This is a genomic window from Flindersiella endophytica, assembly GCF_054779015.1.
Map to the genome: position 1 here is coordinate 22,789 of NZ_BAAGYY010000005.1, position 19,489 is coordinate 42,277.

At 69.5% G+C, this 19,489-nt stretch carries 19 protein-coding genes; 8 read left to right on the forward strand and 11 right to left on the reverse strand.

What is annotated here, in order from left to right; genetic code table 11:
* Positions 1 to 159 precede the first annotated feature (159 nt).
* Genes ACYVF6_RS03175 through ACYVF6_RS03185 form a run of 3 tightly spaced genes read left to right on the forward strand, consistent with a single transcriptional unit; the run spans position 160 to position 3,038 of the window.
* On the forward strand, positions 160 to 2,331 hold the full coding sequence (locus ACYVF6_RS03175; protein WP_460515513.1) for an outer membrane protein assembly factor BamB family protein: 2,172 nt from the start codon (positions 160 to 162) through the stop codon (positions 2,329 to 2,331).
* Between the two features lie 9 nt (positions 2,332 to 2,340).
* Positions 2,341 to 2,634: a hypothetical protein gene (locus ACYVF6_RS03180; protein ID WP_460515515.1), complete on the forward strand. Its 294-nt coding sequence runs from the start codon at positions 2,341 to 2,343 to the stop codon at positions 2,632 to 2,634.
* Between the two features lie 8 nt (positions 2,635 to 2,642).
* Positions 2,643 to 3,038, forward strand: a complete 396-nt coding sequence (locus tag ACYVF6_RS03185; protein WP_460515516.1) for a hypothetical protein — start codon at positions 2,643 to 2,645, stop codon at positions 3,036 to 3,038.
* Here the strand turns inward: ACYVF6_RS03185 and ACYVF6_RS03190 are convergent.
* Positions 3,035 to 3,922, reverse strand: a complete 888-nt coding sequence (locus ACYVF6_RS03190) for a phosphotransferase family protein (RefSeq protein WP_460515518.1) — start codon at positions 3,920 to 3,922, stop codon at positions 3,035 to 3,037. The genes ACYVF6_RS03185 and ACYVF6_RS03190 overlap by 4 nt on opposite strands.
* 25 nt (positions 3,923 to 3,947) lie before the next feature.
* Between ACYVF6_RS03190 and ACYVF6_RS03195 the strand changes: the two genes are divergently transcribed.
* Positions 3,948 to 4,367, forward strand: a complete 420-nt coding sequence (locus ACYVF6_RS03195; protein WP_460515520.1) for an NUDIX hydrolase — start codon at positions 3,948 to 3,950, stop codon at positions 4,365 to 4,367.
* On the opposite strand, the gene ACYVF6_RS03200 is transcribed toward ACYVF6_RS03195, so the two are convergent.
* Genes ACYVF6_RS03200 through rlmN form a run of 3 tightly spaced genes read right to left on the reverse strand, consistent with a single transcriptional unit; the run spans position 4,354 to position 6,670 of the window.
* On the reverse strand, positions 4,354 to 4,965 hold the full coding sequence (locus ACYVF6_RS03200) for a class I SAM-dependent methyltransferase (RefSeq protein ID WP_460515521.1): 612 nt from the start codon (positions 4,963 to 4,965) through the stop codon (positions 4,354 to 4,356). The two genes, ACYVF6_RS03195 and ACYVF6_RS03200, sit on opposite strands and share 14 nt — an antisense overlap.
* Positions 4,965 to 5,558 (reverse strand): DivIVA domain-containing protein, encoded by a 594-nt coding sequence (locus ACYVF6_RS03205; RefSeq protein ID WP_460515522.1) that lies wholly within the window; start codon positions 5,556 to 5,558, stop codon positions 4,965 to 4,967. Before ACYVF6_RS03205 ends, ACYVF6_RS03200 begins: the two co-directional genes overlap by 1 nt.
* A complete protein-coding gene (rlmN, locus tag ACYVF6_RS03210) occupies positions 5,555 to 6,670 on the reverse strand; it encodes a 23S rRNA (adenine(2503)-C(2))-methyltransferase RlmN (protein ID WP_460515524.1) in 1,116 nt (371 codons plus the stop codon). The genes ACYVF6_RS03205 and rlmN overlap by 4 nt, the downstream gene beginning before the upstream one ends.
* 95 nt (positions 6,671 to 6,765) lie before the next feature.
* Between rlmN and ACYVF6_RS03215 the strand changes: the two genes are divergently transcribed.
* From ACYVF6_RS03215 to ACYVF6_RS03225, 3 genes are all read left to right on the forward strand, one after another.
* A complete protein-coding gene (locus tag ACYVF6_RS03215; protein ID WP_460515526.1) occupies positions 6,766 to 7,830 on the forward strand; it encodes a zinc-binding dehydrogenase in 1,065 nt (354 codons plus the stop codon).
* Between the two features lie 138 nt (positions 7,831 to 7,968).
* Complete coding sequence (locus ACYVF6_RS03220; RefSeq protein ID WP_460515528.1) at positions 7,969 to 9,804, forward strand: ABC transporter ATP-binding protein; 1,836 nt, start codon at positions 7,969 to 7,971, stop codon at positions 9,802 to 9,804.
* A gap of 3 nt (positions 9,805 to 9,807) precedes the next feature.
* Positions 9,808 to 11,628: an ABC transporter ATP-binding protein gene (locus tag ACYVF6_RS03225; protein ID WP_460515530.1), complete on the forward strand. Its 1,821-nt coding sequence runs from the start codon at positions 9,808 to 9,810 to the stop codon at positions 11,626 to 11,628.
* A gap of 432 nt (positions 11,629 to 12,060) precedes the next feature.
* Here ACYVF6_RS03225 and ACYVF6_RS03230 read toward each other — a convergent pair whose 3' ends face one another.
* A complete protein-coding gene (locus ACYVF6_RS03230; protein ID WP_460515532.1) occupies positions 12,061 to 13,659 on the reverse strand; it encodes an ATP-binding protein in 1,599 nt (532 codons plus the stop codon).
* Positions 13,649 to 14,341, reverse strand: coding sequence for a response regulator (locus ACYVF6_RS03235; protein WP_460515534.1), 693 nt, complete (start codon positions 14,339 to 14,341; stop codon positions 13,649 to 13,651). The genes ACYVF6_RS03230 and ACYVF6_RS03235 overlap by 11 nt, the downstream gene beginning before the upstream one ends.
* 101 nt (positions 14,342 to 14,442) lie before the next feature.
* Between ACYVF6_RS03235 and ACYVF6_RS03240 the strand changes: the two genes are divergently transcribed.
* Positions 14,443 to 15,630 carry a serine hydrolase domain-containing protein gene (locus ACYVF6_RS03240; protein ID WP_460515535.1) on the forward strand — a complete coding sequence of 396 codons (1,188 nt, stop codon included), beginning with the start codon at positions 14,443 to 14,445 and terminating at the stop codon, positions 15,628 to 15,630.
* On the opposite strand, the gene ACYVF6_RS03245 is transcribed toward ACYVF6_RS03240, so the two are convergent.
* From ACYVF6_RS03245 to tsf, 5 genes are all read right to left on the reverse strand, one after another.
* On the reverse strand, positions 15,611 to 16,189 hold the full coding sequence (locus ACYVF6_RS03245; RefSeq protein ID WP_460515537.1) for a histidine phosphatase family protein: 579 nt from the start codon (positions 16,187 to 16,189) through the stop codon (positions 15,611 to 15,613). The two genes, ACYVF6_RS03240 and ACYVF6_RS03245, sit on opposite strands and share 20 nt — an antisense overlap.
* Positions 16,190 to 16,191: 2 nt before the next feature.
* Positions 16,192 to 17,061 carry a phosphatidate cytidylyltransferase gene (locus ACYVF6_RS03250; RefSeq protein ID WP_460515539.1) on the reverse strand — a complete coding sequence of 290 codons (870 nt, stop codon included), beginning with the start codon at positions 17,059 to 17,061 and terminating at the stop codon, positions 16,192 to 16,194.
* A gap of 20 nt (positions 17,062 to 17,081) precedes the next feature.
* A complete protein-coding gene (gene frr / locus ACYVF6_RS03255) occupies positions 17,082 to 17,636 on the reverse strand; it encodes a ribosome recycling factor (RefSeq protein WP_460515671.1) in 555 nt (184 codons plus the stop codon).
* 174 nt (positions 17,637 to 17,810) lie between these two features.
* Entirely contained in the window at positions 17,811 to 18,566 is a 756-nt protein-coding gene (gene pyrH / locus ACYVF6_RS03260) for a uridine monophosphate kinase (protein ID WP_460515541.1), read from the reverse strand.
* Positions 18,567 to 18,637: 71 nt separating this feature from the next.
* Positions 18,638 to 19,465 carry a translation elongation factor Ts gene (tsf, locus tag ACYVF6_RS03265; protein WP_460515543.1) on the reverse strand — a complete coding sequence of 276 codons (828 nt, stop codon included), beginning with the start codon at positions 19,463 to 19,465 and terminating at the stop codon, positions 18,638 to 18,640.
* Positions 19,466 to 19,489 lie beyond the last annotated feature (24 nt).

Sequence of the window (19,489 nt, forward strand, 5' to 3'; positions counted from 1 at the left end):
CCGGGCCTGTGGATAAGGCGGCACCACCCGTTCCCGGCCAGTCACGACAGCATTTCCCCAGGCTTCCCCCGAGCTGGGCGCGGGCAACTAGCGTCGACGAGCATGTCAGGACTTCTACGGCCAGTGGTGAACCGCCGCCGTTTTCTCGCTCTTGCCGGAATGACCGGAGTGACCGGCGCGACCGCCCTGTCCGCGCGCCCGGCCGCGGCGGAACCTGTGGAGACGAGTGATGCGACGTTGAGCTTCGCTGTCGTCACCGATACCCACGCCAACGCCGAGGAGCCTGCCCGGACAGCCCTGCTGGCGCGGACGTTCGCCGCGATCGAGCGCGCCGACCCGGGCTTCGTGCTCAACTGTGGAGACCTCACCGACTACGGCGGCGACGGCGAGTACGACGCCTACCTCAGCGCCATTCCACCAGGGCTCCGGCCGAAGCTGCGGCACGTACCCGGAAACCACGAGGTGCGCTGGGACGTCCACGGCCAGGAGCTGTACCACCGGCTGTTCGGGCCGGCGCCGTTCGCCTTCTCCGCGGGCGGCCTGCGCGTGGCCGGGCTGGATCCCACGCAGTTGCTGCAGGAACCGGGCTATTTCGGGCGCGACCACCTGCGCTGGCTGGAGTCCGAGCTACGTGCCGCGCGCGGCACGCCCACGCTGCTCTTCCTGCACTACCCGTTCGGCGCCGAGCACTACTACGTGAACGACCAGGACGACTTCTTCGCCACGGTCGCGGGCTCACCGCTGCGTGGGGTGTTCGCCGGCCACATCCACCGGCAGCAGGTCGTACGGATGAACGGCTTCACGCAGGTGACCGGCTTCGCCGCGAAGGACGGCGCGGGCTACTACTGGGCCGAGCAGGTCGTCGACGCCGGGCATCCGATCCTGCGCGTGAGCCAGGTGAGGCTCGCCGACGACGACTCCGAGACGCGCACCGACGTCACGACGATTCCCCTGTCGGGCAAGGGCGAAGCCGACGCGCTGCGGCCCGTACGCATCGAGGTCGGGCCGGTCTCCGGCGGCACGGCACGCGTCGAGATAACGCTCGGGGACGGCGGGACGCCGAGCGCGGTGGGCGCCCAGCCGTACCCGCAGCACATCTTCGGCGGCGGCTCGGCCGGTACGTGGACGAGCCTCACCACGACAGGCGAACGTACCTGGACCGGTCAGGTCGACGTGACCGCCGTCGTTCCCGGCCGGCACCGGATGCAACTGCGGCTGACCGGGCCGCAGGGCGAGAACGTCGAAGCCACCAAGGCGTTCACGGTGCCGTCCACCTCCGAGACCCCTGGCGTCGCCTGGCGGCACCAGCTGCCGGGCAGCGTGCAGGGCGCGCTCGCACAGCACGGCGGGCTCGTCGTGGCGAGTACGACCAGCGGCCGGGTGCAGGCGTTCCGGCCCAACGTACGCGGGGCGAACCCGGTCTGGTCGGCACAGGTCGGCCCGGTCCATCGCGGTGCGGCGTTCGACGCCGGCGGGCGTACGGTGTTCGTCCCCTCGGCCGACCACCACGTGCACGCGCTGAACGCCTCGAACGGCAAGTCCCGTTGGCGTTTCCCGGCTCCGGAGCCCGTGCTGAGCGCTCCCCTGGTCGCGCCGGTCGGCGGCGAGGATCTGGTGTTCTTCACCGCAGGCACGCGGCTGTACGCGTTGTCGGCGGCGGACGGCGAGCAGCGCTGGAGCAGCGACCTGTACGCCACGCGGCAGAGCCGCAAAATCCAACACCTTTTCGCCGGCCGGGTGGCCTGCGACGGTGAGCGCGTCTACGCCGGCGGTGGCGACGGGAACGCCTACGCGTTCGACGCGCGTACCGGCGAGCAGGCGTGGACGTTCTCCACGACCACCCGCACCACCGCGTACATCCGGCTGATCTACGGTCCGTGGGACGACGTGATCGAGCTGCTGCCGGGCGGCCAGGTGCTCGTGTCAACGGTGGTGAGCGCCTTCGCGCTCGACCGCGCCACGGGCACGCAGCGCTGGGCGGTCGCGGGCAGCCACGTCTACGCGCCGGCACACCTGGTGGGCGACGACGCCCTGCTGCTGTTCGACGAGTGGGGCAAGGCGCAGCTCGTCGACGTCGCGACGGGTGCCGCGCGCTGGCAGGCACAGCTCGACAACCGCAACCGCGTGCTGAACGCGGGACCGGTCGTGGTCGGCGACACAGCCTGGGTGGTGAGCACCACCGGCCTGCTGGCAGGTGTCGACCTGGCGAGCGGAACGATCGGACGACGGCGCCAGCTCGGCCCGGCCAACACGTTCAGCACCCCGGTCGCCGTCGAGGATCTGCTGGTCGTCGGTGACCAGGCCGGGGCGCTCACGGGCATCGTTCTATGATCGGCGGCTGTGTCGACGCAGCCGGGTGAGCTTCCGAGCGAGTTCCGGGCGGCCGGGAAGGTCGCCCGGTTCTCAGCCGACGGGGTCGAGCTGACCGACCGGCGCGGGCGTACGGCGAGCCTGGCCTGGGACGACGTCGCCCGCGTGGGCGAGGTGCGGTTCGGTCTGCGCCGGCGACTCGGCCTGATCGGGAGGATCGGCCGGATTGATCAAACGACCATCCCCCTCGGCGCGATCGATCCACACTGGACGTACGGAGCGATGGGCGCCTGGGTCCGCCGCCACCGCCCGGACTTGCTGTAGGGGGATCAATGGCACCAATCCTGCCCGATCGGGCTGTCAGGACCATCCGGATCGGCATCCCCGCGCTGGTCGCGATCGTGCTCGCGGCCGGCGTGATCGGCGGTGTCATCGGCGCCTACGTGCCGTTCGGCGCCAAGTCGCCGATGGTGGAGCGCGGGGTTGCGTCAATGACCCCAAGCGGGAGCGGAACCTTCCAGGCCGACCACGGCGGCGCGTCGGCGTACCTTCCGCCCGAGGTGGCCTGGACCGACGGGTCCGGCACCCAGCACCTGGGCGACCGGCCGCCCTGCTTGGCAACCCGGGGCGACGAGGCGGTCTCCGCGAAGGTCGAGGCCGCCTACATCGAGGCGCGCGATCCGGAAGGCGGCTCGTACCTCATAGCCACCTGGGTCCGCTGCCTCTAGTCCATCCGAGTCTCGGCGAGGTCCAGCCAGTGCTCGACGGCGGCCGGCGAGTGGTGCCGGATCGACCAGTCGACCTGGCGCAGGCTCATCGCCGCCCAGTAGACCCGCAGCGACCGCGCGTCGAGAGTCGCGTCGAGCAGCTCGTCGAACCACGCCTGGTCGTCATCTGGTAGCCGTCTGCCCCAGGCGTCGAATCGCAACGTGACAAGGCCGAACCGCCGGTCGCCGCGGCCGATGCCGTCCCAGTCGATGATGCCGGTGAGCTGCCCGGCGTCGTCGGTCAGCACGTTGCCCGTGTGGTAGTCGAGGTGGACGAGATCGTCGCCGTACATGGCGGGTTCGGGCGCCGAGTGGCCGACCTCGTGCACCCAGCCGATCAGCCGGCGCGTGCGGTCGTCGTACCGCTCCAGCGACTCGTGGACGCTGAACCCCTGCCCGCTCTCCAGCAGGTGCATCGACGGAACGGGAATGTCCGGAAGGCCGGCGAGCAGCCCGGCGAACCGCTCGGAGAGGCCGATCATCGCCTCCAGCAGCAAACGATCGACGGTCGAAGGCGGCGAGCCCGGCAGGCGCTCCTGGACGACTCCGATGCCGTCGGGCAGCTCGGCGATCAGGTCGTACGCCGGCACCGGCAGGCCGCGTTCCCTCGCGACCGCGAGGATCTCCGCCGAACGCCGCAGTGTGCCGATGTCGCCGGATCCGCGCGTGAGCACGCCGTCGCGGCCGTCGGGCCAGCGGACGTACGCGGCGCCGACCTCGCCGGCCGCGGCCCGGCCCCGAAACTCCAAGCCCGCTTGGGTGGCCGCGTTCACCTCGCGGACCAGCTGTTCGGCATCGAGCTTGGGTACGGGTGCGAGCGCTGGATCATCGGGCAGATCGGGCATGAGGGTCGAGCCTAGACTGGCGACCATGGCCGAAGCCACCGTAAAACCTGACGCCATCGTCGCCCTGCTGCGCAAGGCCGATCGCTACCTCATCATCCTGCGGGCGCCGAAGATCGCCGCCGGCGGCTACTGGGCACCGCTCAGCGGCCGGCTCGAGCCCGGCGAGACCCAGGCCGACGCGTTGGTACGCGAGGTCGACGAGGAGGTCGGCCTCGTCGTCACGCCGACCGCGAAGGTCTGGGAGTGCGACACCGACGACGGTGACTACCTCCTCCACTGGTGGACCGCCGAGATCGACGCCGACGGGCCGCCGCCGGCTCTCGAGCTCGACCCCGCCGAGGTCAGCGACGCCGTCTGGGTGACTCCCGAGGAGTTCCTCACGCTCACGCCCACGTTCGAAGGCGACCGCCACTTCTTCGCGCGGGTGCTGCCTACGCTGGCTTGACGAAGCCCACCAACGTGTAGACCGGCGGACTGCCCGGCCGGCCCTGCCCGTGCCCCGGGAACGTCGTCTCGCCGTGCGGCAGCAGTCCATGGCCGGCCGCCAGCCGCTCGATCAACGGACGCGCGTCGGTCGCCCGTGCGACGGTATCCGGGTCCGGGTCCGGCCGTCCCTCGGCCGCGCGATGCGCCGCGGACTTGTCGACGGTCGTCAGCAGGGCGCCGCCGGGGCGGAGCACGCGCGCGCACTCGGCCAGCACGGGCGCCGCGTCCGGCAACAGGTGCAGCAGCCATACGATCGTCACGGCGTCGAGGCTGCCGGTGCGGAACGGCAACGCGACGGTCGCGTCGGCCGCGATCGCCCGGCCGGGTAGCCGCCCGGCAGCGACCCGCAGCATGCCGGCCGACCGGTCGCACACGACGACGGAGTATCCGTGGGCCGCCAGCCGTGCGGAGACGATTCCCGTACCGCCCGCGAGATCGACGACCGTACGCACGCCGGCCGGCAGCAGCGCCGCCAGCGCGTCCGCCGCAGCGTTCGCCCGCGGCTCGCCACCACGCGTCGAGTCGTACCAGGCCGCCTCACGGTCGTAGTCGAGCATCACTGTCCCTGGTTCGTCCGCACCAGCAACGACTCGATCCGCCCCAGCCAGTCGTCGACGGCTTCCTCGTCGTAGCCGCGGCGCGCCTGGGTGAACCGGACGCCGGACACCTCCGCGGGCGTCAGCGTGGACCCGATCTTGCCGCGCACCTCGTCGACGAACGCGTCGACGTCGGCGAGGGCGTAGCCGGCCCGGAGCACGCCCACCCGTTCGAACCGTTGCCCGGCCGGCTGCTGCGCGCAGCCCAGCAGCTCGGCTCGCTCCCGCAGCAGGTCGGTCCAGCTCTCGGCGACCGGCGCGATCGGGACGATCGGGGCGACCGGCACCACCGGCGTCACCGGCACCACCGCCGCCGGCTGGATCGCGCGGCGCTCGAGCTCCGCGACCACCGAGTCGAGGTAGGCGTCGACCTCGTCCTCGCGGTATCCACGCAGGACGATCGAGAACACGGCCGACCGGACCGCATCCGGCGTGAGGGCACCCCCACCTGCCGTGCCGTCCAGGGTCAGCCCGATCTGGTCGACCAGGGCGTCGACCTCCGCGCAGGCGTATCCCTTCAGCGCGGTACCGAACGTAGGTTGCCGCAGGCTCATCTGCTGCCGTTGGTCGTGGCGGCGAGCTGCCCGCAGGCGCCGTCGATCTCGCGGCCGCGAGTGTCGCGGACCGTGACCGGCACGCCGTGCGCCTCCAGCCGCCGGACGAACTCGCGCTCGTCGGCCGGGTCGGAGGCCGTCCACTTCGAGCCCGGCGTCGGGTTCAGCGGGATGAGGTTGACGTGCGCCAGCTTGCCGGCCAGCAGCTCGCCCAGCAGGTCGGCGCGCCAGGCCTGGTCGTTGATCTCGCGGATCAGGGCGTACTCGATCGATACCCGCCGCTTGGTCTGCGCGGCGTACTCCCACGCGGCGTCCAGCACCTCGGCAACCGGCCAGCGGGTGTTGACCGGCACCAGCTCGTCGCGCAGCTCGTCGTCGGGCGCGTGCAGCGACACGGCCAGCGTGACGTTGAGGCCCTCGGCCGTGAGCTGCGTGATCCGCGGCACCAGCCCGACCGTGGAGACCGTGACGCCGCGCTGCGAGATGCCGAGCCCGGCCGGCGCCGGGTCGGTGAACCGGTGGACGGCGGCCAGCACGGTCTTGTAGTTGGCCAGCGGCTCGCCCATGCCCATGAACACGATGTTGGAGATCCGCCCAGGCCCACCCGGAATCGAGCCGGCCGCGAGCGCTCGCTGCGCCGCGACGACCTGCCCGACGATCTCCGCGGTCGAGAGGTTGCGGGTGAGGCCTGCCTGCCCGGTCGCGCAGAACGGGCACGCCATTCCGCAGCCGGCCTGGCTCGACACGCAGATCGTGATCCGGCTGGGGTAGCGCATCAGCACGCTCTCGACCAGCGCGCCGTCGAACAGCCGCCACACGGTCTTGACCGTGGTGCCGCCGTCGCACTCGAGCGTGCGTACGGGCGTGAGCAGGCTCGGCAGCAGCTCGCCGACCAGCGCCGACCGGCCGGTCGCCGGGAGGTCGGTCATCAGCTCCGGATCGTCGACGTACCGCTCGAAGTAGTGCTTGGACAGCTGGCCGGCGCGGTAGGCGGGCTGGCCGAGCGCGACGACGGCCTCGCGGCGCTCCTCGAGCGCGAGGTCGGCGAGGTGCCGCGGCGGCTTGCCGCGGCGCGGGGAGGTGAAGACGAGATCGACAGGCTGTGAAGACATAACAATGTCGATTGTCCCATGTCGGCCCAAGCCCGTGCTTGTCCGCCGCCGAACCCCCGGCAAGCTTGAAACTCCGTAGAGAACTGGGAGCGAGCATGGTGAGAGCACTGACCCTCGTCGGCCCCCGTCAGCTGGAGATCCGTGAGGAGCCCAGCGCCGCCCTCGGACCCGGCCAGGCCCGCCTGCGCAGCCTGGTCAGCGGCATCAGCCACGGCACCGAGCTCAACCTCTACCGCGGCACCTCCCCGTTCGCCGACAACGAGTTCGACCGCGACCGGCGGCTGTTCCGCCCGCGCCAGGACGACGGCTTCCGGCCGCACGGCATCGGGTACGAGCTGGTCAGCGAGGTCGTCGAGGTCGCGTCCGACGTGTCCGCGCTCAAGCCAGGCGACGTCGTGCACACGCCGGGCTCGCACCGCGACGAGACCGTGATCGACGTCGCGAAGGTGCTCGACGCCCCGCTCCCGCTCACCGTGCTGCGCGGCTCGGACCGGCCGGAACGAGCGGTCTTCCTCAGCCTCGCCGGCGTCGCGCTGCAGGCGGTGCACGACTCCTACGTCAAGCTCGGCGACACGGTCGTGGTGTCCGGGCTCGGCGTGATCGGCCTGCTCGCCGTCCAGCTGGTCCGGATGAACGGCGCGCGCTCGGTGATCGCGATCGACCCGAAGCAGGAGCGGCGCGCGATGGCGCAGACGTTCGGCGCGACCTCGGTCGTCGACCCGCGCGACGTAGAGGAGTCGGTCGGGTTCGCCGTGCACGAGGCCAACCAGGGCAAGGGCGTCGACACCGTGATCGAGACGTCCGGCACGTACAGCGGCCTGCACGCCGCGATCGCGTCGGTCGGCATCGGCGGTCGCGTGGTCAGCGTCGGCTTCTTCCGCGGCGACGCCGGCAACGACCTGCGGCTCGGCGAGGAATGGCACCACAACCGCCCGACACTCGTGTCCAGCATGGGCGTGTGGGGCTGCCCGCACCGCGAGCACCCGCTGTGGGACCGGCACCGGGTCGCCGAGACGGCCGCCGAACTGCTGTTGTCGGACCAGCTCCTCACCGAGCCGATGCTGACCCGGACGATACGTTTCGACGACGCTCCGCAGGCCTACGCCGATCTCGACGCCAACCCGCAGGCCGCGCTCAAGATCGCCTTGTCCTACGCCTAGGAAATGCGCGGGAAAAGTGATTCCCGGGCTGTCGGAAATTCGCTTGACCGAATTCCGGTAGAGTCTGTTAGAACGTCTGTTCCAACTACCTGACCCCCATGACTCCAACCACTTCGACAGCGCGGGAGGGGCTGCCCTGTGGCCTTGATCAAGTCCGAGTTCACGGTCGCCGACCAGCATCACTACGACCGTCGCGGCCCGGCGCGCTGGATTTTGTCGCACCAGCTCCGCAACCCGTGGCACCTCGCCGGCTTCCTGGCCGGCTCGGTGATCATGGTGGCGCTCAACTCCTCGGTCCCCGGCTTGGTCGGCCGGGCCTTCGACGCGGTGAGCAGCAAGGCCCCCGACGCGCCTCGCATCCTCACCGGGATCGTCATCGCGCTGCTCGTGATCGTCTTGTTGCGCAGCGGTTTCGACCTGCTTGCCCGGCTTTGCACCGAGGTGCTGGCCAGGCGGATGGAACGCGGCGCGCGCGACGAGCTCTACATCAGCCTGCTCGGCAAGAGCCAGACGTTCCACAACCGGCAGCGGGTCGGCGACCTGATGGCGCGCGGCGCCAACGACGTACGCCAGCTCGGCCAGATGTTCAGCCCCGGCATCGACCTGATCGTCGACTCCTGCACGCAGGGCCTGGTGCCGCTCATCTTCATCGCGTTCATCGACTGGCGGCTGTTGCTCGCGCCCGGCCTGTTCGCGGTCGCGTTCGTGTTCTCCGTCCGGCGTTACATGCGCCAGCTCAGCCCGGTGTCGTCGCAGATGCGCGAACAATTCGGGGTATTGAATGCCGGGCTCAACGAGGCCGTACGCGGAATCGAAGTCGTCAAAGTCACGGCCCAGGAAAAGCAAGAAGGCAAGAAATTCGAAAAGAGCGCCAGGCTTTACCGCGACTATTTCGTCGAGCAGGGACTCATCCAGGCGAAATACCTCCCGATGCTGCTGCTCGCGGTCGCGACGGCCGGCGCGCTGCTCCACGGCCTGCTGCTGCAGTCGTCCGGCCAGATCACGATCGGCCAGCTGGTCGCCTACCTCGGCCTGATGGGCATGCTGGGCTTTCCCACGTTCATCTCGATCTTCTCGTTCTCCTTGGTGCAGATGGGATTCGCGAGTGCCGAGCGCATTCTCACCTTGATGCGTGAGGAGACCGAGCTCGACCACAACGAGAGCGGCCACACCGGCCGGATCGGCGGCGAGATCGTCTTCGACAAGGTCTCGTTCGGATACGAGAAAGAACCCGTGCTGCGCGATCTCTCGTTCACCATCGAACCGGGCCAGACGGTCGCGATCGTTGGCGAAACCGGCTCCGGCAAGAGCACGCTGACCAAACTCGTCAACCGCATCTACGACTGCGACGAGGGACGCATCCTGGTCGACGGCGTCGACGTACGCGACTGGAACCTCGACTCTCTGCGTTCACAGGTGTCCACGATCGAGCAGGACATCGTGCTGTTCTCGCGCCCGGTGTCGGAGAACATCGCGTTCAGCCTCGGCCAGCAGGCCGACCGCGAGGAGATCGTCCGGGCGGCCAAGGACGCGCAGGCCGACGGCTTCATCAACGAGCTCGACGAGGGCTACGACACCGTGATCGGCGAAAACGGCGTCACGCTGTCGGGTGGCCAGCGGCAGCGGCTGGCGATCGCCCGCGCGCTGCTCACCGACCCGGCGATCCTGGTGCTCGACGACTCAACGAGCGCGATCGACAGCGCCACCGAGGATGAGATCCAGCGTGCGATCAAGCGCATCCTCGAGGGCCGCACGACCCTGCTGATCACGCACCGGCTGTCCCAGATCCGGTGGGCCGACAAGGTGCTGCTGATCCGGCAGGGCCGGCTGGTCGACGAGGGCACCCACGACGAGCTGCTGGCGCGGTGCGCGCTCTACCGCCGCATCTTCGCCCACTACGACGAAGTGGCGACGCCGCCACCACCGGTCGACGGCCAGCGTCTGGTGGGCGCTTCAGAAGGAGGGGACGCATAACCCATGGGCTTCATCATGGAGGGCCTCGATGCCGAGGACTACGACCGGATGTACTCCGACAGGGATCTGATCCGCCGGATCCTGCGCTACTTCCGGCCCAAGGCCGGCTGGATGACTCTGGTCGCGATCGGCATCGTGCTGCAGTCGCTGATGCAGACGGCGTTCCCCGTGCTGATCGCCTGGGGCATCGACCGGATCATCAACCAGGACTCACAGACCACCACCGCGCTGCTGGTCGGGCTCGCGCTGCTGTCCGGCGTGCTCGGCTGGCTGTTCAACTTCGTGCAGAAGTGGTTCTCCGCGAAGGTCGTCGGCGACGTCGTGCTGTCGTTGCGCGAGGACGCGTTCAACGCCGTGTTGAAGCGCGACATGTCGTTCTACGACGAGAACCCCTCCGGCAAGATCGTCAGCCGGATCACGTCCGACACCGACGACTTCGCGACGGTGGTGACGTTGACGATGAACCTCCTCAGCCAGCTGCTGCTGGTCGGCTTCATCACGGCGCTGCTGTTCTCGCGTAACACCGGGCTGGCGCTGCTCGTGCTGGCGGTCTCCCCGATCGTGATCGCGATGGCCCTGCTGTTCCGCCGGATCGCCCGCGACACCACCCGGAAGGCCCAGCGTTCACTGGCTCGCGTCAACTCCACGTTGCAGGAGACGATGGGCGGCATCTCCGTCGCCAAGAACTTCCGCCAGGAGCAGACGATCTACGACGAGTTCCAGCCGATCATCCAGCAGAACTACAAGGTGACGCTGCGGCAGGGCTTCGTGTTCGGCTCGATCTTCCCGGTACTGTTCGCGGTCGCCGGGCTCGCCACCGTCGTGCTGGTCGCGGTCGGCGGACAGTCCGCACTCGGCGGCGGGATCAGCCCGGGCGACTGGTACCTCTTCCTGCAGAGCGTGATGATGTTCTGGTTCCCGCTGACGTCGATCGCGTCGTTCTGGTCGCAGTTCCAGCAGGGCCTGTCGGCCTCGGAGCGCGTGTTCGCCCTGATCGACGACACTCCACGCGTGATCCAGCGCGACCCGGAGCCGGTCGGACGGCTGTCCGGGCGGATCGAGTTCAAGGACGTCGTGTTCGGCTACGTGCCGGAGCAGCGCGTGCTCAACGACTTCTCCCTGACGATCCAGGCCGGCGAGACGATCGCGCTGGTCGGCCACACCGGCGCCGGCAAGTCCACGCTGGGCAAGCTGATCACGCGCTTCTACGAGTTCCAGGGCGGCCGCATCGTCGTCGACGACCACGACATCCGTACTGTCGAGCTTGCCTCCTATCGGCGGCAGCTCGGCGTCGTTCCGCAGTCGCCGTTCCTGTTCTCCGGAACGGTCGCCGACAACATCCGCTATCCGCGGCCGGAGGCGACCTCCGACCAGGTGCTGGCGGCGGCACGCAACGTCGCCGGTGGTGACTGGCTGGACGCGTTGCCTGCTGGGCTGGACACGGAGGTCGGCGAGCACGGTGGTGCGCTGTCGATGGGGCAGCGGCAGCTGGTAGCGCTTGCCCGCTTGCTGATCCAGGATCCCGCGATCGTCATTCTTGACGAGGCGACGGCGTCGGTGGATCCGCTGACGGAGGCACAGATCCAGGAGGGGTTGGATGTCGCGTTGCACGGGCGGACGGCCATCGTGATCGCCCACCGGCTGTCGACGATCCAGCACGCTGACCGGATTATCGTGCTCGATCACGGGCGGATCGTGGAGGAGGGGGACCATCATTCGTTGATGGAGCGGGGTGGGCAGTACTGCGAGGTCTACAACACCTACTTCCGGCACCAGTCGCCGAACTACCGGCCGGGGACTGGCTTTGTGACGGTCAACGGCTAGGTGGTCTGGGTTCGGCTTCTGGCTGCTCTTTGTGGTTTGGCGGTTGGTTGTTCGGGGCTTGGGTTGTTTCGCGGCGGCTTTGCCGTTGTGGGTTGCCTCCGGCGGGTCGGACACTCAGGGCTCGGAACCGGGGGCTTCCCGGAATCAGACTGTGCTGGCGCACAAGCCAGGCACGCGTCGAACAACCCCGACCGGCCCACCATCCGACGAAAGCAGACCGTGGTGGGGACCGCGACGCAGGTGTGAGTGGCCGGTGGATTGGTGGCGGCGGCGGTTAGGACAAGGGCAGGCTCTGCCTGCCCACACACAATCCGCCGCCGCCACCAATCCACCGGCCACGCCCGAAATAAGGCAACCGCAACCCTTGGGACAGGACCAAGACAAAGACCAACCCCAGCCACTGGGACAGCCTCACCCCCACGCGCGCCAACCTCACCCAGCCCCACCACCCGGCAACACCACCGCGAACGTCGACCCCTCACCTGGCGTACTCGCAACCTCGATCCGCCCGCCATGCGCCTCAACCAACTGCCTGGCGATCGCCAGACCCAGCCCCGCACCACCGGATCCCTCGCCACCCACCCGATAGAACCGCTCGAACACCCTCGCCAGGTGCCCAGCCTCGATGCCACTCCCGTTGTCGGCGACCGCGAGTACGACCGACCCAGACTCACGCCCCACAGCGACCTCCACCCGCCCACCCTGAGCCGTGTACCGCAACGCGTTCGACACCAGGTTGCTCAGCGCCTGCCGGATCCGCGCCGGATCGGCGTAGACCGGCACGGGCTCGCCGCTGCCCACGACCGTCAGCGTCACCCCGCCCGCGCGCGCTCGCACCTGATGTGCGGCCACCGCCTGCGCCGCCAAGTCGACCGCATCGCAGTCTTCGGGGTGGATCCGCAGCCTTCCCGCGTCAGCCAGCGCGAGGTCCTGCAGGTCGGCCACCAGCCGTTCGAGCAACGTGGACTCGCCGATCAGCGTCTGAATCAACTTCCGGTCGACCGGCAACACCCCGTCCTGCGCCGCCTCCAGTTGGCTGCGCACGTTCGCCAGCGGCGCGCGCAACTCGTGCGCCACCTCCCCCATCAGAATGGGCCGCCCGCCCCGCCGTACCGCCAGCACTGTAAGCGCGATCGCCGCGAGCAGGGCCGCGGCCACGATCGCGCTCGTCCTTTCCCACCCACCATCGGCCAAGCCCAGATACAGATCGGCCGGCCCCGCGACGTAGGCACTCTTCGCCGCTGCCTGTGCCGCGTCCAGACAGTCCTGCCACTCCGCACCAGCCGCGGTCGCCGCCTCCGGCCGGAGCACAGGGATGCCGTGCGCTCCGGCCACCACCTCGTATGCCAGCCCGCGTACGTCGAGACACGCCGTGGCCTGTTCGACCGTCTCCGCCGCGAGCCCCCGCGCCGCGGCCGTGGGCTGCTCCAGCTCGGCAGGTACGCAGACCTCCTCACCCGGCAGCCGTCGCTCGGGTTCGGCGGCACCGCCTGTTGCGATCGGAAGCATGGCGCGCCGGTTCACCCGTTCCCGGTCGTCCGGGTTCGCCGGCGCATGGTCTCGCAGGCAGTCGATCGCTTGCTCGGCCAGCGCCTGCCGCCGCTGCCGCTCGGCGTCGGTGAGCTGCCACTGGTAGTACGTCAAGGACACCCCGGCACTCGCCGCGACGACGTTCGGTGCCGGCGGCCGGAAGTCGCCCGGCTGCACCCGCGCCGCGTCGATCCGCCCGGCGTCAGTGGCAGTGCCAGTGTCGGCGCCGATGCCGGCCTCGGAAGAGGCCGCGATCGCTTCGCCGTCGGGTGTCGACAGCGCGATCGGCACCCCGGCGCGGTCCGCCAGCTCCCGCAGGAGCGGCTCGACGCCATCCCAGCTTCGGTGCTCGTTCGCGTACGCCAGCAGCTCGGACCGGATCTCCTGCGCCGAAGCCGTTGCCTGGTTCGCGGATCCACCCAGCAGCGCAGTCGCGCAGACTGCGAGCGGGAGGACGGCGAGCACGCACGCGAGCAGCCGCCACGGCAGGCTACGGCGCATGGTCGGCGAGCTTGTAGCCCACGCCGTAGACCGTCAGCAGGTAGCGCGGCCGGGTCGGCTCGGGCTCGAGCTTCCGGCGGAGGTTCAGCACGTGCATGTCGATCGCGCGGCCCGTCACGTCGCGATCGAAGCCGCCGAGGCGCTCGAGCAGCAGCTGACGCGTGAACGCCCTGCCCGGCGACGCCGCCAGGCAGGCGAGCAGCTCGAACTCCGCCGGCGTCGTGCTCACCTCCCGGCGACCGGCGCGGACTTCGCGGCGAGCGGTGTCGACGACCAGATCGCCAACCGCGTAACGCTCCTGAGCTTCGTGCCGTTGTCGTGCCGAGCGCCGCAGCACGGCCTGGATCCGGGCGACCAGCTCGCGCGGCCGATACGGCTTGGTGAGGTAGTCGTCGGCGCCGAGCGACAGGCCGAGCAGCAGCTCGTCCTCGGTGCTTCGCCCGGTGAGCATGATGATCGGGACGTCCAGGCTGGTACGCAGGGTCCGGCAGACGTCGAGGCCGTCCATCGTGGGCAACGTCAGGTCGAGTACGACCAGATCGGGCTGGTCGCGGCACGCCCGCTCGACCGCCGCGCGGCCGTCGTGCACCACCGTGGTCGCGTATCCCTCGCGTTCGAGGTAGCGGCGAACCACGTCGGCCTGCAGGCGATCGTCCTCAGCGACCAGGATGCGCACCGGCATGCCGCTGAGTTTCACCTATGTACCTGTGAGTTGCCCAAGAAACCCCGGCGAGGGCCGCGATCCTGACCAGATGCTGACAATCCATCGGCAGGCTGCCCGGCATGCACAGCAAACAGAACCGACGCGCCATCCTCGCCGCAGCCCCACTGACGGCTGCCGCCCTGCTCGCCCCCAGCCTCGGCGCCGGCGCCGCCCACGCCGAGCGCTCGTCCACGAGCTCCGGAAAGATCCCCGACGACCTTCGCCCCGGAGGCAAGCTCGACCGCTACATCGCCCAGCGTGCCGCCGAGGACGCGTTCTCCGGCACCGTGCTCGTGACCCACCGAAGCAAGACCGTGCTGGAACGCGCGCACGGCCTGGCCGACAAGGCACACAAGGTCCCCAACCGCCCGGACACGTTGTTCAACCTCGGCTCGAACACCAAGATGTTCACCGGCGTCGCGATCGGACAGCTCGCGCAGCAGGGCAAACTTCGCTACTACGAAACGGTCGGCACCTACCTCGACGGCTTCGCGCCCGAGCTCGCCGACCACGTCACCATCCACCAACTGCTGACCCACACGTCCGGCCTCGGCGACTACCACCAGATGGACGGCTTCTTCGAGACCGCGCGTACGTGGAAGAGTGTCGACGAGGCGTGGAACGGCGTGCTGTCGTACGTACGCAAGGAGAAGCCGACGTTCCCGCCGGGGTCGGGCTCGAAGTACAGCAACAGCGGCTACGTCATCCTCGGCGCGATCGTGGCCGCGTTGTCCGGGCAGTCGTACTACGACTACATCCACGAACACATCTTCAAGCCCGCCGGCATGAAGACCGCTGCGTTCTGCACCAACCCGCAGTGGCGTACGGACCCGATGATCGCCCACCCATATACGACCACGCCGTCCGGCGAACGAGAGGAGGCCCTGGATCGTCATCTGTACGTCGGCATGCCGGCCGGCGGCTCATTCTCCAGCACCCGCGACATGGCTCGCTTCGCCGACGCGTTGCACCGCGACAAGCTGCTCGATCCGCCGTTCGGATACATACACCTCAGCCCCAAGCTGCCGCCCACGCCGGAGTCGGACTCGGGCGACGGGTTCAAGCTGGGGTTCGTCGGCTATGGAATCCTGGTGCGCCTCACCGGCGGCCAGTGGATCCGGGGCCACGGCGGCGGCTCACCTGGCGTCAACGCCAACCTGCTGTGGTTCGCCGACTCCGACTACGTGGTCGTCATCCACTCCAACTACGACGACGGCGCCAAGGGCATCGGCGGCGTGGCCGAGGAGATCATCCTCGCGGCCCGCTGACCCAGCCACCCCAGCCACGTACGACCGTGGCGGGCTCGACCGAGACGTCGAGGACGCAGAGATCGGGCATCAACAGCCCGTTCCAGGCCTCGAAGTCGACCAGCTGCCCGGTCAGGGCGGACACCAGCAACGTCCATGCCGTCCCGTGCCCGGCAAGCACCAGATCCTTGCCGGCGTTCGCTTCCCGCAGCCGCCGGGCGGCGGCCGTCACGCGTACCATCGTCGCGCGGCCGGGCTCCCAACCCGGTCGCGCCGGCGTATCCAGCTCGGCCATCGACGCGTGGACGAACGCCCGCCACTGCTCAGCCCCGAGCCACGGTCCGGCCGGCCGGACCATCTCACGTAGGTCTTCGACGACCTCCACGGGCGCGTCGGTGAGGGCGCGGGCCGTCGCCAGTGCCTTCGGCTCGGGCGAGGAGTACCAAACCGCCGAGGAAGGCAGGGCGCCCGACGTCCGGAGAGCCGCCAGCCCTTCGCCGGCGTCGGGCGCGAGCTCCCAGAACTCGTTGGCCCGTTCGTCCGGCGCCGGCTTGCCGTGCCGTAGGAGATACAGCAGCACGGTCAGCTCGCGACCGGGACGAGCACCGTCATCACCAGCCAGAGCGCGAACGCGCTCGGCAGCAACGAGTCGATCCGGTCCATCACGCCGCCGTGGCCGGGCAGAACACTGCCCATGTCCTTGATGTCCAGGTCGCGCTTCAGCATGGACTCGACCAGGTCGCCGAGCGTCGCCGTGATCACGCCGACCAGGCCGAGTACGAGGCCGGCCCACCAGGCGCCGTCGAGCAGGAGGACGACGCCCAGCAAACCGACCGCGAGGCAGCTGAGTGTCGAGCCGGCCAGCCCTTCCCAGGTCTTGCCGGGGCTGATCGTCGGCACCAGCTTGTGGCGGCCGAACAGCACACCGGCGGCGTACCCACCGATGTCGCTCGAGACGGTGATCGCGACGAAGACGAACACCCGGGCGGCCCCGTCGTCCGGCCGCAGCATCAGCAGCGCGAAGCCGGCCATGAACGGCACGTACAGCGCGACGAACACCGACGCCGTGATGTCGCGAACGTAGCCTTCACGGCCGCCGATCAGCCGCCAGAAGCAGATCACCAGCGCGGTCAGGCCGAGCGCGCTGACCAGGACCGCCGTACCGCCGACGTAGCCGCCGATCAGCATGCCGAGCACGCCCGCCAGCAGCGGAAGCAACGCGAGCCGCACCCCGCTCGGGCGCAGCGCACCGGCCAGCTCGGTCACCGCCACGCCGACGAGCAGGACGACCAGGCCTACGAAGATCTCCTTGACGATGAACAGCGCCGCGATGACGGCACTGGCGAAGAGCACACCGACGCCGGCCGCGGCCGCGAGATTGCGGCCCAGCCGACTTCCGAGCCCACGTGTCCGCGCCGGCTCCGCGTCGTGCGCCCCCGAGGTTTCAGTCACCGTGTCCTGCGCCAAAGCCGTCAGACCTCGAGGATCTCTGCTTCCTTGTGCTTCAGCAGCTCGTCGATCTGGTCGACGCGGGACCGCGTGATCCCGTCGAGGCGCTTCTCGGCGCTCCTGACCTCGTCCTCGCCGGCCTCGCCGTCGCGGGACATGTGGTCGAGCGTCTCCTTGGCGTGCCGGCGTACGTTGCGCACGGCGACGCGGGCCTCTTCGGCCTTGGAACGCGCGAGCTTGACGTACTCCTTGCGGCGTTCCTCCGTCAGCTCCGGCAGCGCGATGCGGATCACGGTGCCGTCGTTGGACGGGTTGACCCCGAGATCGGAGTCACGGATCGCCTTCTCGATCGCCGACATGGCGTTCTTGTCGTAGGCCGTGATGACGACCAGGCGGGCCTCGGGAATGTGGAACGAGGCGAGCTGCTGGATCGGGGTCGGGGTGCCGTAGTAGTCGGCCTCGATCTTGGCGAACATCGCCGGGTGCGCACGGCCGGTTCGAATCGCCGCGAACTCCTCCTTGGCGAAATCGATGCCCTTGCCCATCTTCTGCTCCGCCTCGCGGATGGTCTGCTCGATGGTCACGGTCGCGGTCTCCTCGTCATAGCAGTGTCTGTCAGGTCTGCTCAACCACCAGACGGGCGTCCGCCCGCCTTTGCCCGGCCTCGTCCTCGGCTCGATCACCTCGGTGCCGGTCCGTGCTTCAGCCCGGCCCGACGTAGGCCTCGCGCGCAGCCGTCGTGGCTGCCCGCCTCAGCCTTCGGTCGAGACGAGTGTTCCGATCGTCTCACCTTGGACGACGCGCGCGATGTTGCCGTCCTCCAACAGGTTGAAAACGACGATCGGGAGCTGGTGCTCCATGCACAGGCTGAACGCGGTGGCGTCTGCGACCTGCAGGCCGCGGTGCAGGCACTCGGCGTAGCTGATCCGCTCGAATTTCTGTGCGTCCGGCACCTTCTTCGGGTCGGCGTCGTAAACGCCGTCGACCTGGGTGGCCTTGAGCAGCACTTCGGCACCGATCTCGAGCGCGCGCTGGGCGGCCACGGTGTCGGTGGAGAAGTAGGGCATGCCGGAGCCCGCGCCGAAGATCACGACCCGGCCCTTCTCGAGGTGCCGGATCGCGCGGCGCGGGATGTAAGGCTCGGCGATCTGACCCATGGTGATCGCCGTCTGGACGCGGGTGTCGACGCCCTGCTTCTCGCAGAAGTCCTGCAGGGCGAGGCAGTTCATCACGGTGCCGAGCATGCCCATGTAGTCGGCACGCGCCCGGTCCATCCCGGACTGCTCGAGCTCGGCGCCACGGAAGAAGTTGCCGCCGCCGACCACAGCCGCCACCTGGATGCCGGAACGTACGACATCGGCGATCTGGCGGGCGATGCTCTTCACGACCAGCGGGTCGACGCCGATCCTGCCGCCGCCGCAGACCTCGCCGGACAGCTTCAGCAGCACCCGGCGGTAGGGCGCCCGCCTCGCTCCGGACGACGAAGCGGCCGAGATCGTCTCAGTCATGTTTCTTCCTCCACGATCTCGGCCTCCTTGTCGTGCCGTTCTCTACGTCGCCGCCGGCTGGGTCGGGCAGCTCAGGACTGGCCGGCCTCGAACCGCGCGAAGCGGCTGACGCTCATGCCGGCGTCGGTCAGCACCTGGCCGATCGACTTGCCCTTGTGCTGGTCCTGGACGGACGGCTGCTCGAGCAGCACGGCGTCCTTGAAGAAGCCGGTGACGCGGCCTTCGATGATGCGCGAGAGCGCCTGCTCGGGCTTGCCCTCGTTGCGAGCAGTCTCCTCGGCGATCCGGCGCTCACGCTCGACAACCTCGTCCGGAACGTCCTCACGACGGACGTACTGCGGACGCATCGAGGCGATCTGCATCGCAACGCCACGGGCCAGGGCCTCGTCGTCGCCTTCGTACTCGACCATCACGCCGACCTGCGGCGGCAGCTGCGGGTCGCGGCGGTGGAGGTAGAGCGCGGTCTTGCCCTCGAAGACGGCGACGCCGCCCAGCGCGAGCTTCTCGCCGATCACGGCGGCGAGCCCGTCGATGGCCTCGGCGGCGGTGCGGCCGTCCTCGAGCTTGGCCGCGGCCAGCTCGTCGGCGCCACCGACCTTGTTCGCGGCCGCGACCTCTACGAGGTCTTCGGCCAGGTCGATGAACTGCTCGTTCTTCGCCACGAAGTCGGTCTCGCAGTTGAGCTCGAGCAGCGCGCCGTTCCGGCTCACGACGACGCCGTTGGCGGCGGTGCGCTCGGCGCCGCGCTTGGCGGCCTTGGCCGCGCCCTTGACGCGGAGCAGGTCGACGGCCTTCTCGAAGTCGCCTTCGGCTTCCTCGAGGGCCTTCTTACAGTCGAGCATCCCGGCACCGGTGAGGTCCCGGAGACGCTTGATGTCGGCGGCGGTCACGTTCGCCATAGCAGTCTGGTCTTTCCTCGTGTG

What these genes read in the sequence shown, in the direction of transcription:
- ACYVF6_RS03195 (WP_460515520.1), top strand. Translation starts at nt 3,948, where the DNA reads ATGGCCGAAGCCACCGTAAAACCTGACGCCATCGTCGCCCTGCTGCGC.
- ACYVF6_RS03205 (WP_460515522.1), bottom strand. Translation starts at nt 5,558, where the DNA reads ATGAGCCTGCGGCAACCTACGTTCGGTACCGCGCTGAAGGGATACGCC.
- ACYVF6_RS03225 (WP_460515530.1), top strand. Translation starts at nt 9,808, where the DNA reads ATGGGCTTCATCATGGAGGGCCTCGATGCCGAGGACTACGACCGGATG.
- ACYVF6_RS03240 (WP_460515535.1), top strand. Translation starts at nt 14,443, where the DNA reads ATGCACAGCAAACAGAACCGACGCGCCATCCTCGCCGCAGCCCCACTG.
- ACYVF6_RS03175 (WP_460515513.1), top strand. Translation starts at nt 160, where the DNA reads ATGACCGGAGTGACCGGCGCGACCGCCCTGTCCGCGCGCCCGGCCGCG.
- ACYVF6_RS03215 (WP_460515526.1), top strand. Translation starts at nt 6,766, where the DNA reads ATGGTGAGAGCACTGACCCTCGTCGGCCCCCGTCAGCTGGAGATCCGT.
- ACYVF6_RS03190 (WP_460515518.1), bottom strand. Translation starts at nt 3,922, where the DNA reads ATGCCCGATCTGCCCGATGATCCAGCGCTCGCACCCGTACCCAAGCTC.
- ACYVF6_RS03185 (WP_460515516.1), top strand. Translation starts at nt 2,643, where the DNA reads ATGGCACCAATCCTGCCCGATCGGGCTGTCAGGACCATCCGGATCGGC.
- rlmN (WP_460515524.1), bottom strand. Translation starts at nt 6,670, where the DNA reads ATGTCTTCACAGCCTGTCGATCTCGTCTTCACCTCCCCGCGCCGCGGC.
- tsf (WP_460515543.1), bottom strand. Translation starts at nt 19,465, where the DNA reads ATGGCGAACGTGACCGCCGCCGACATCAAGCGTCTCCGGGACCTCACC.
- ACYVF6_RS03200 (WP_460515521.1), bottom strand. Translation starts at nt 4,965, where the DNA reads ATGCTCGACTACGACCGTGAGGCGGCCTGGTACGACTCGACGCGTGGT.
- pyrH (WP_460515541.1), bottom strand. Translation starts at nt 18,566, where the DNA reads ATGACTGAGACGATCTCGGCCGCTTCGTCGTCCGGAGCGAGGCGGGCG.
- ACYVF6_RS03235 (WP_460515534.1), bottom strand. Translation starts at nt 14,341, where the DNA reads ATGCCGGTGCGCATCCTGGTCGCTGAGGACGATCGCCTGCAGGCCGAC.
- ACYVF6_RS03230 (WP_460515532.1), bottom strand. Translation starts at nt 13,659, where the DNA reads ATGCGCCGTAGCCTGCCGTGGCGGCTGCTCGCGTGCGTGCTCGCCGTC.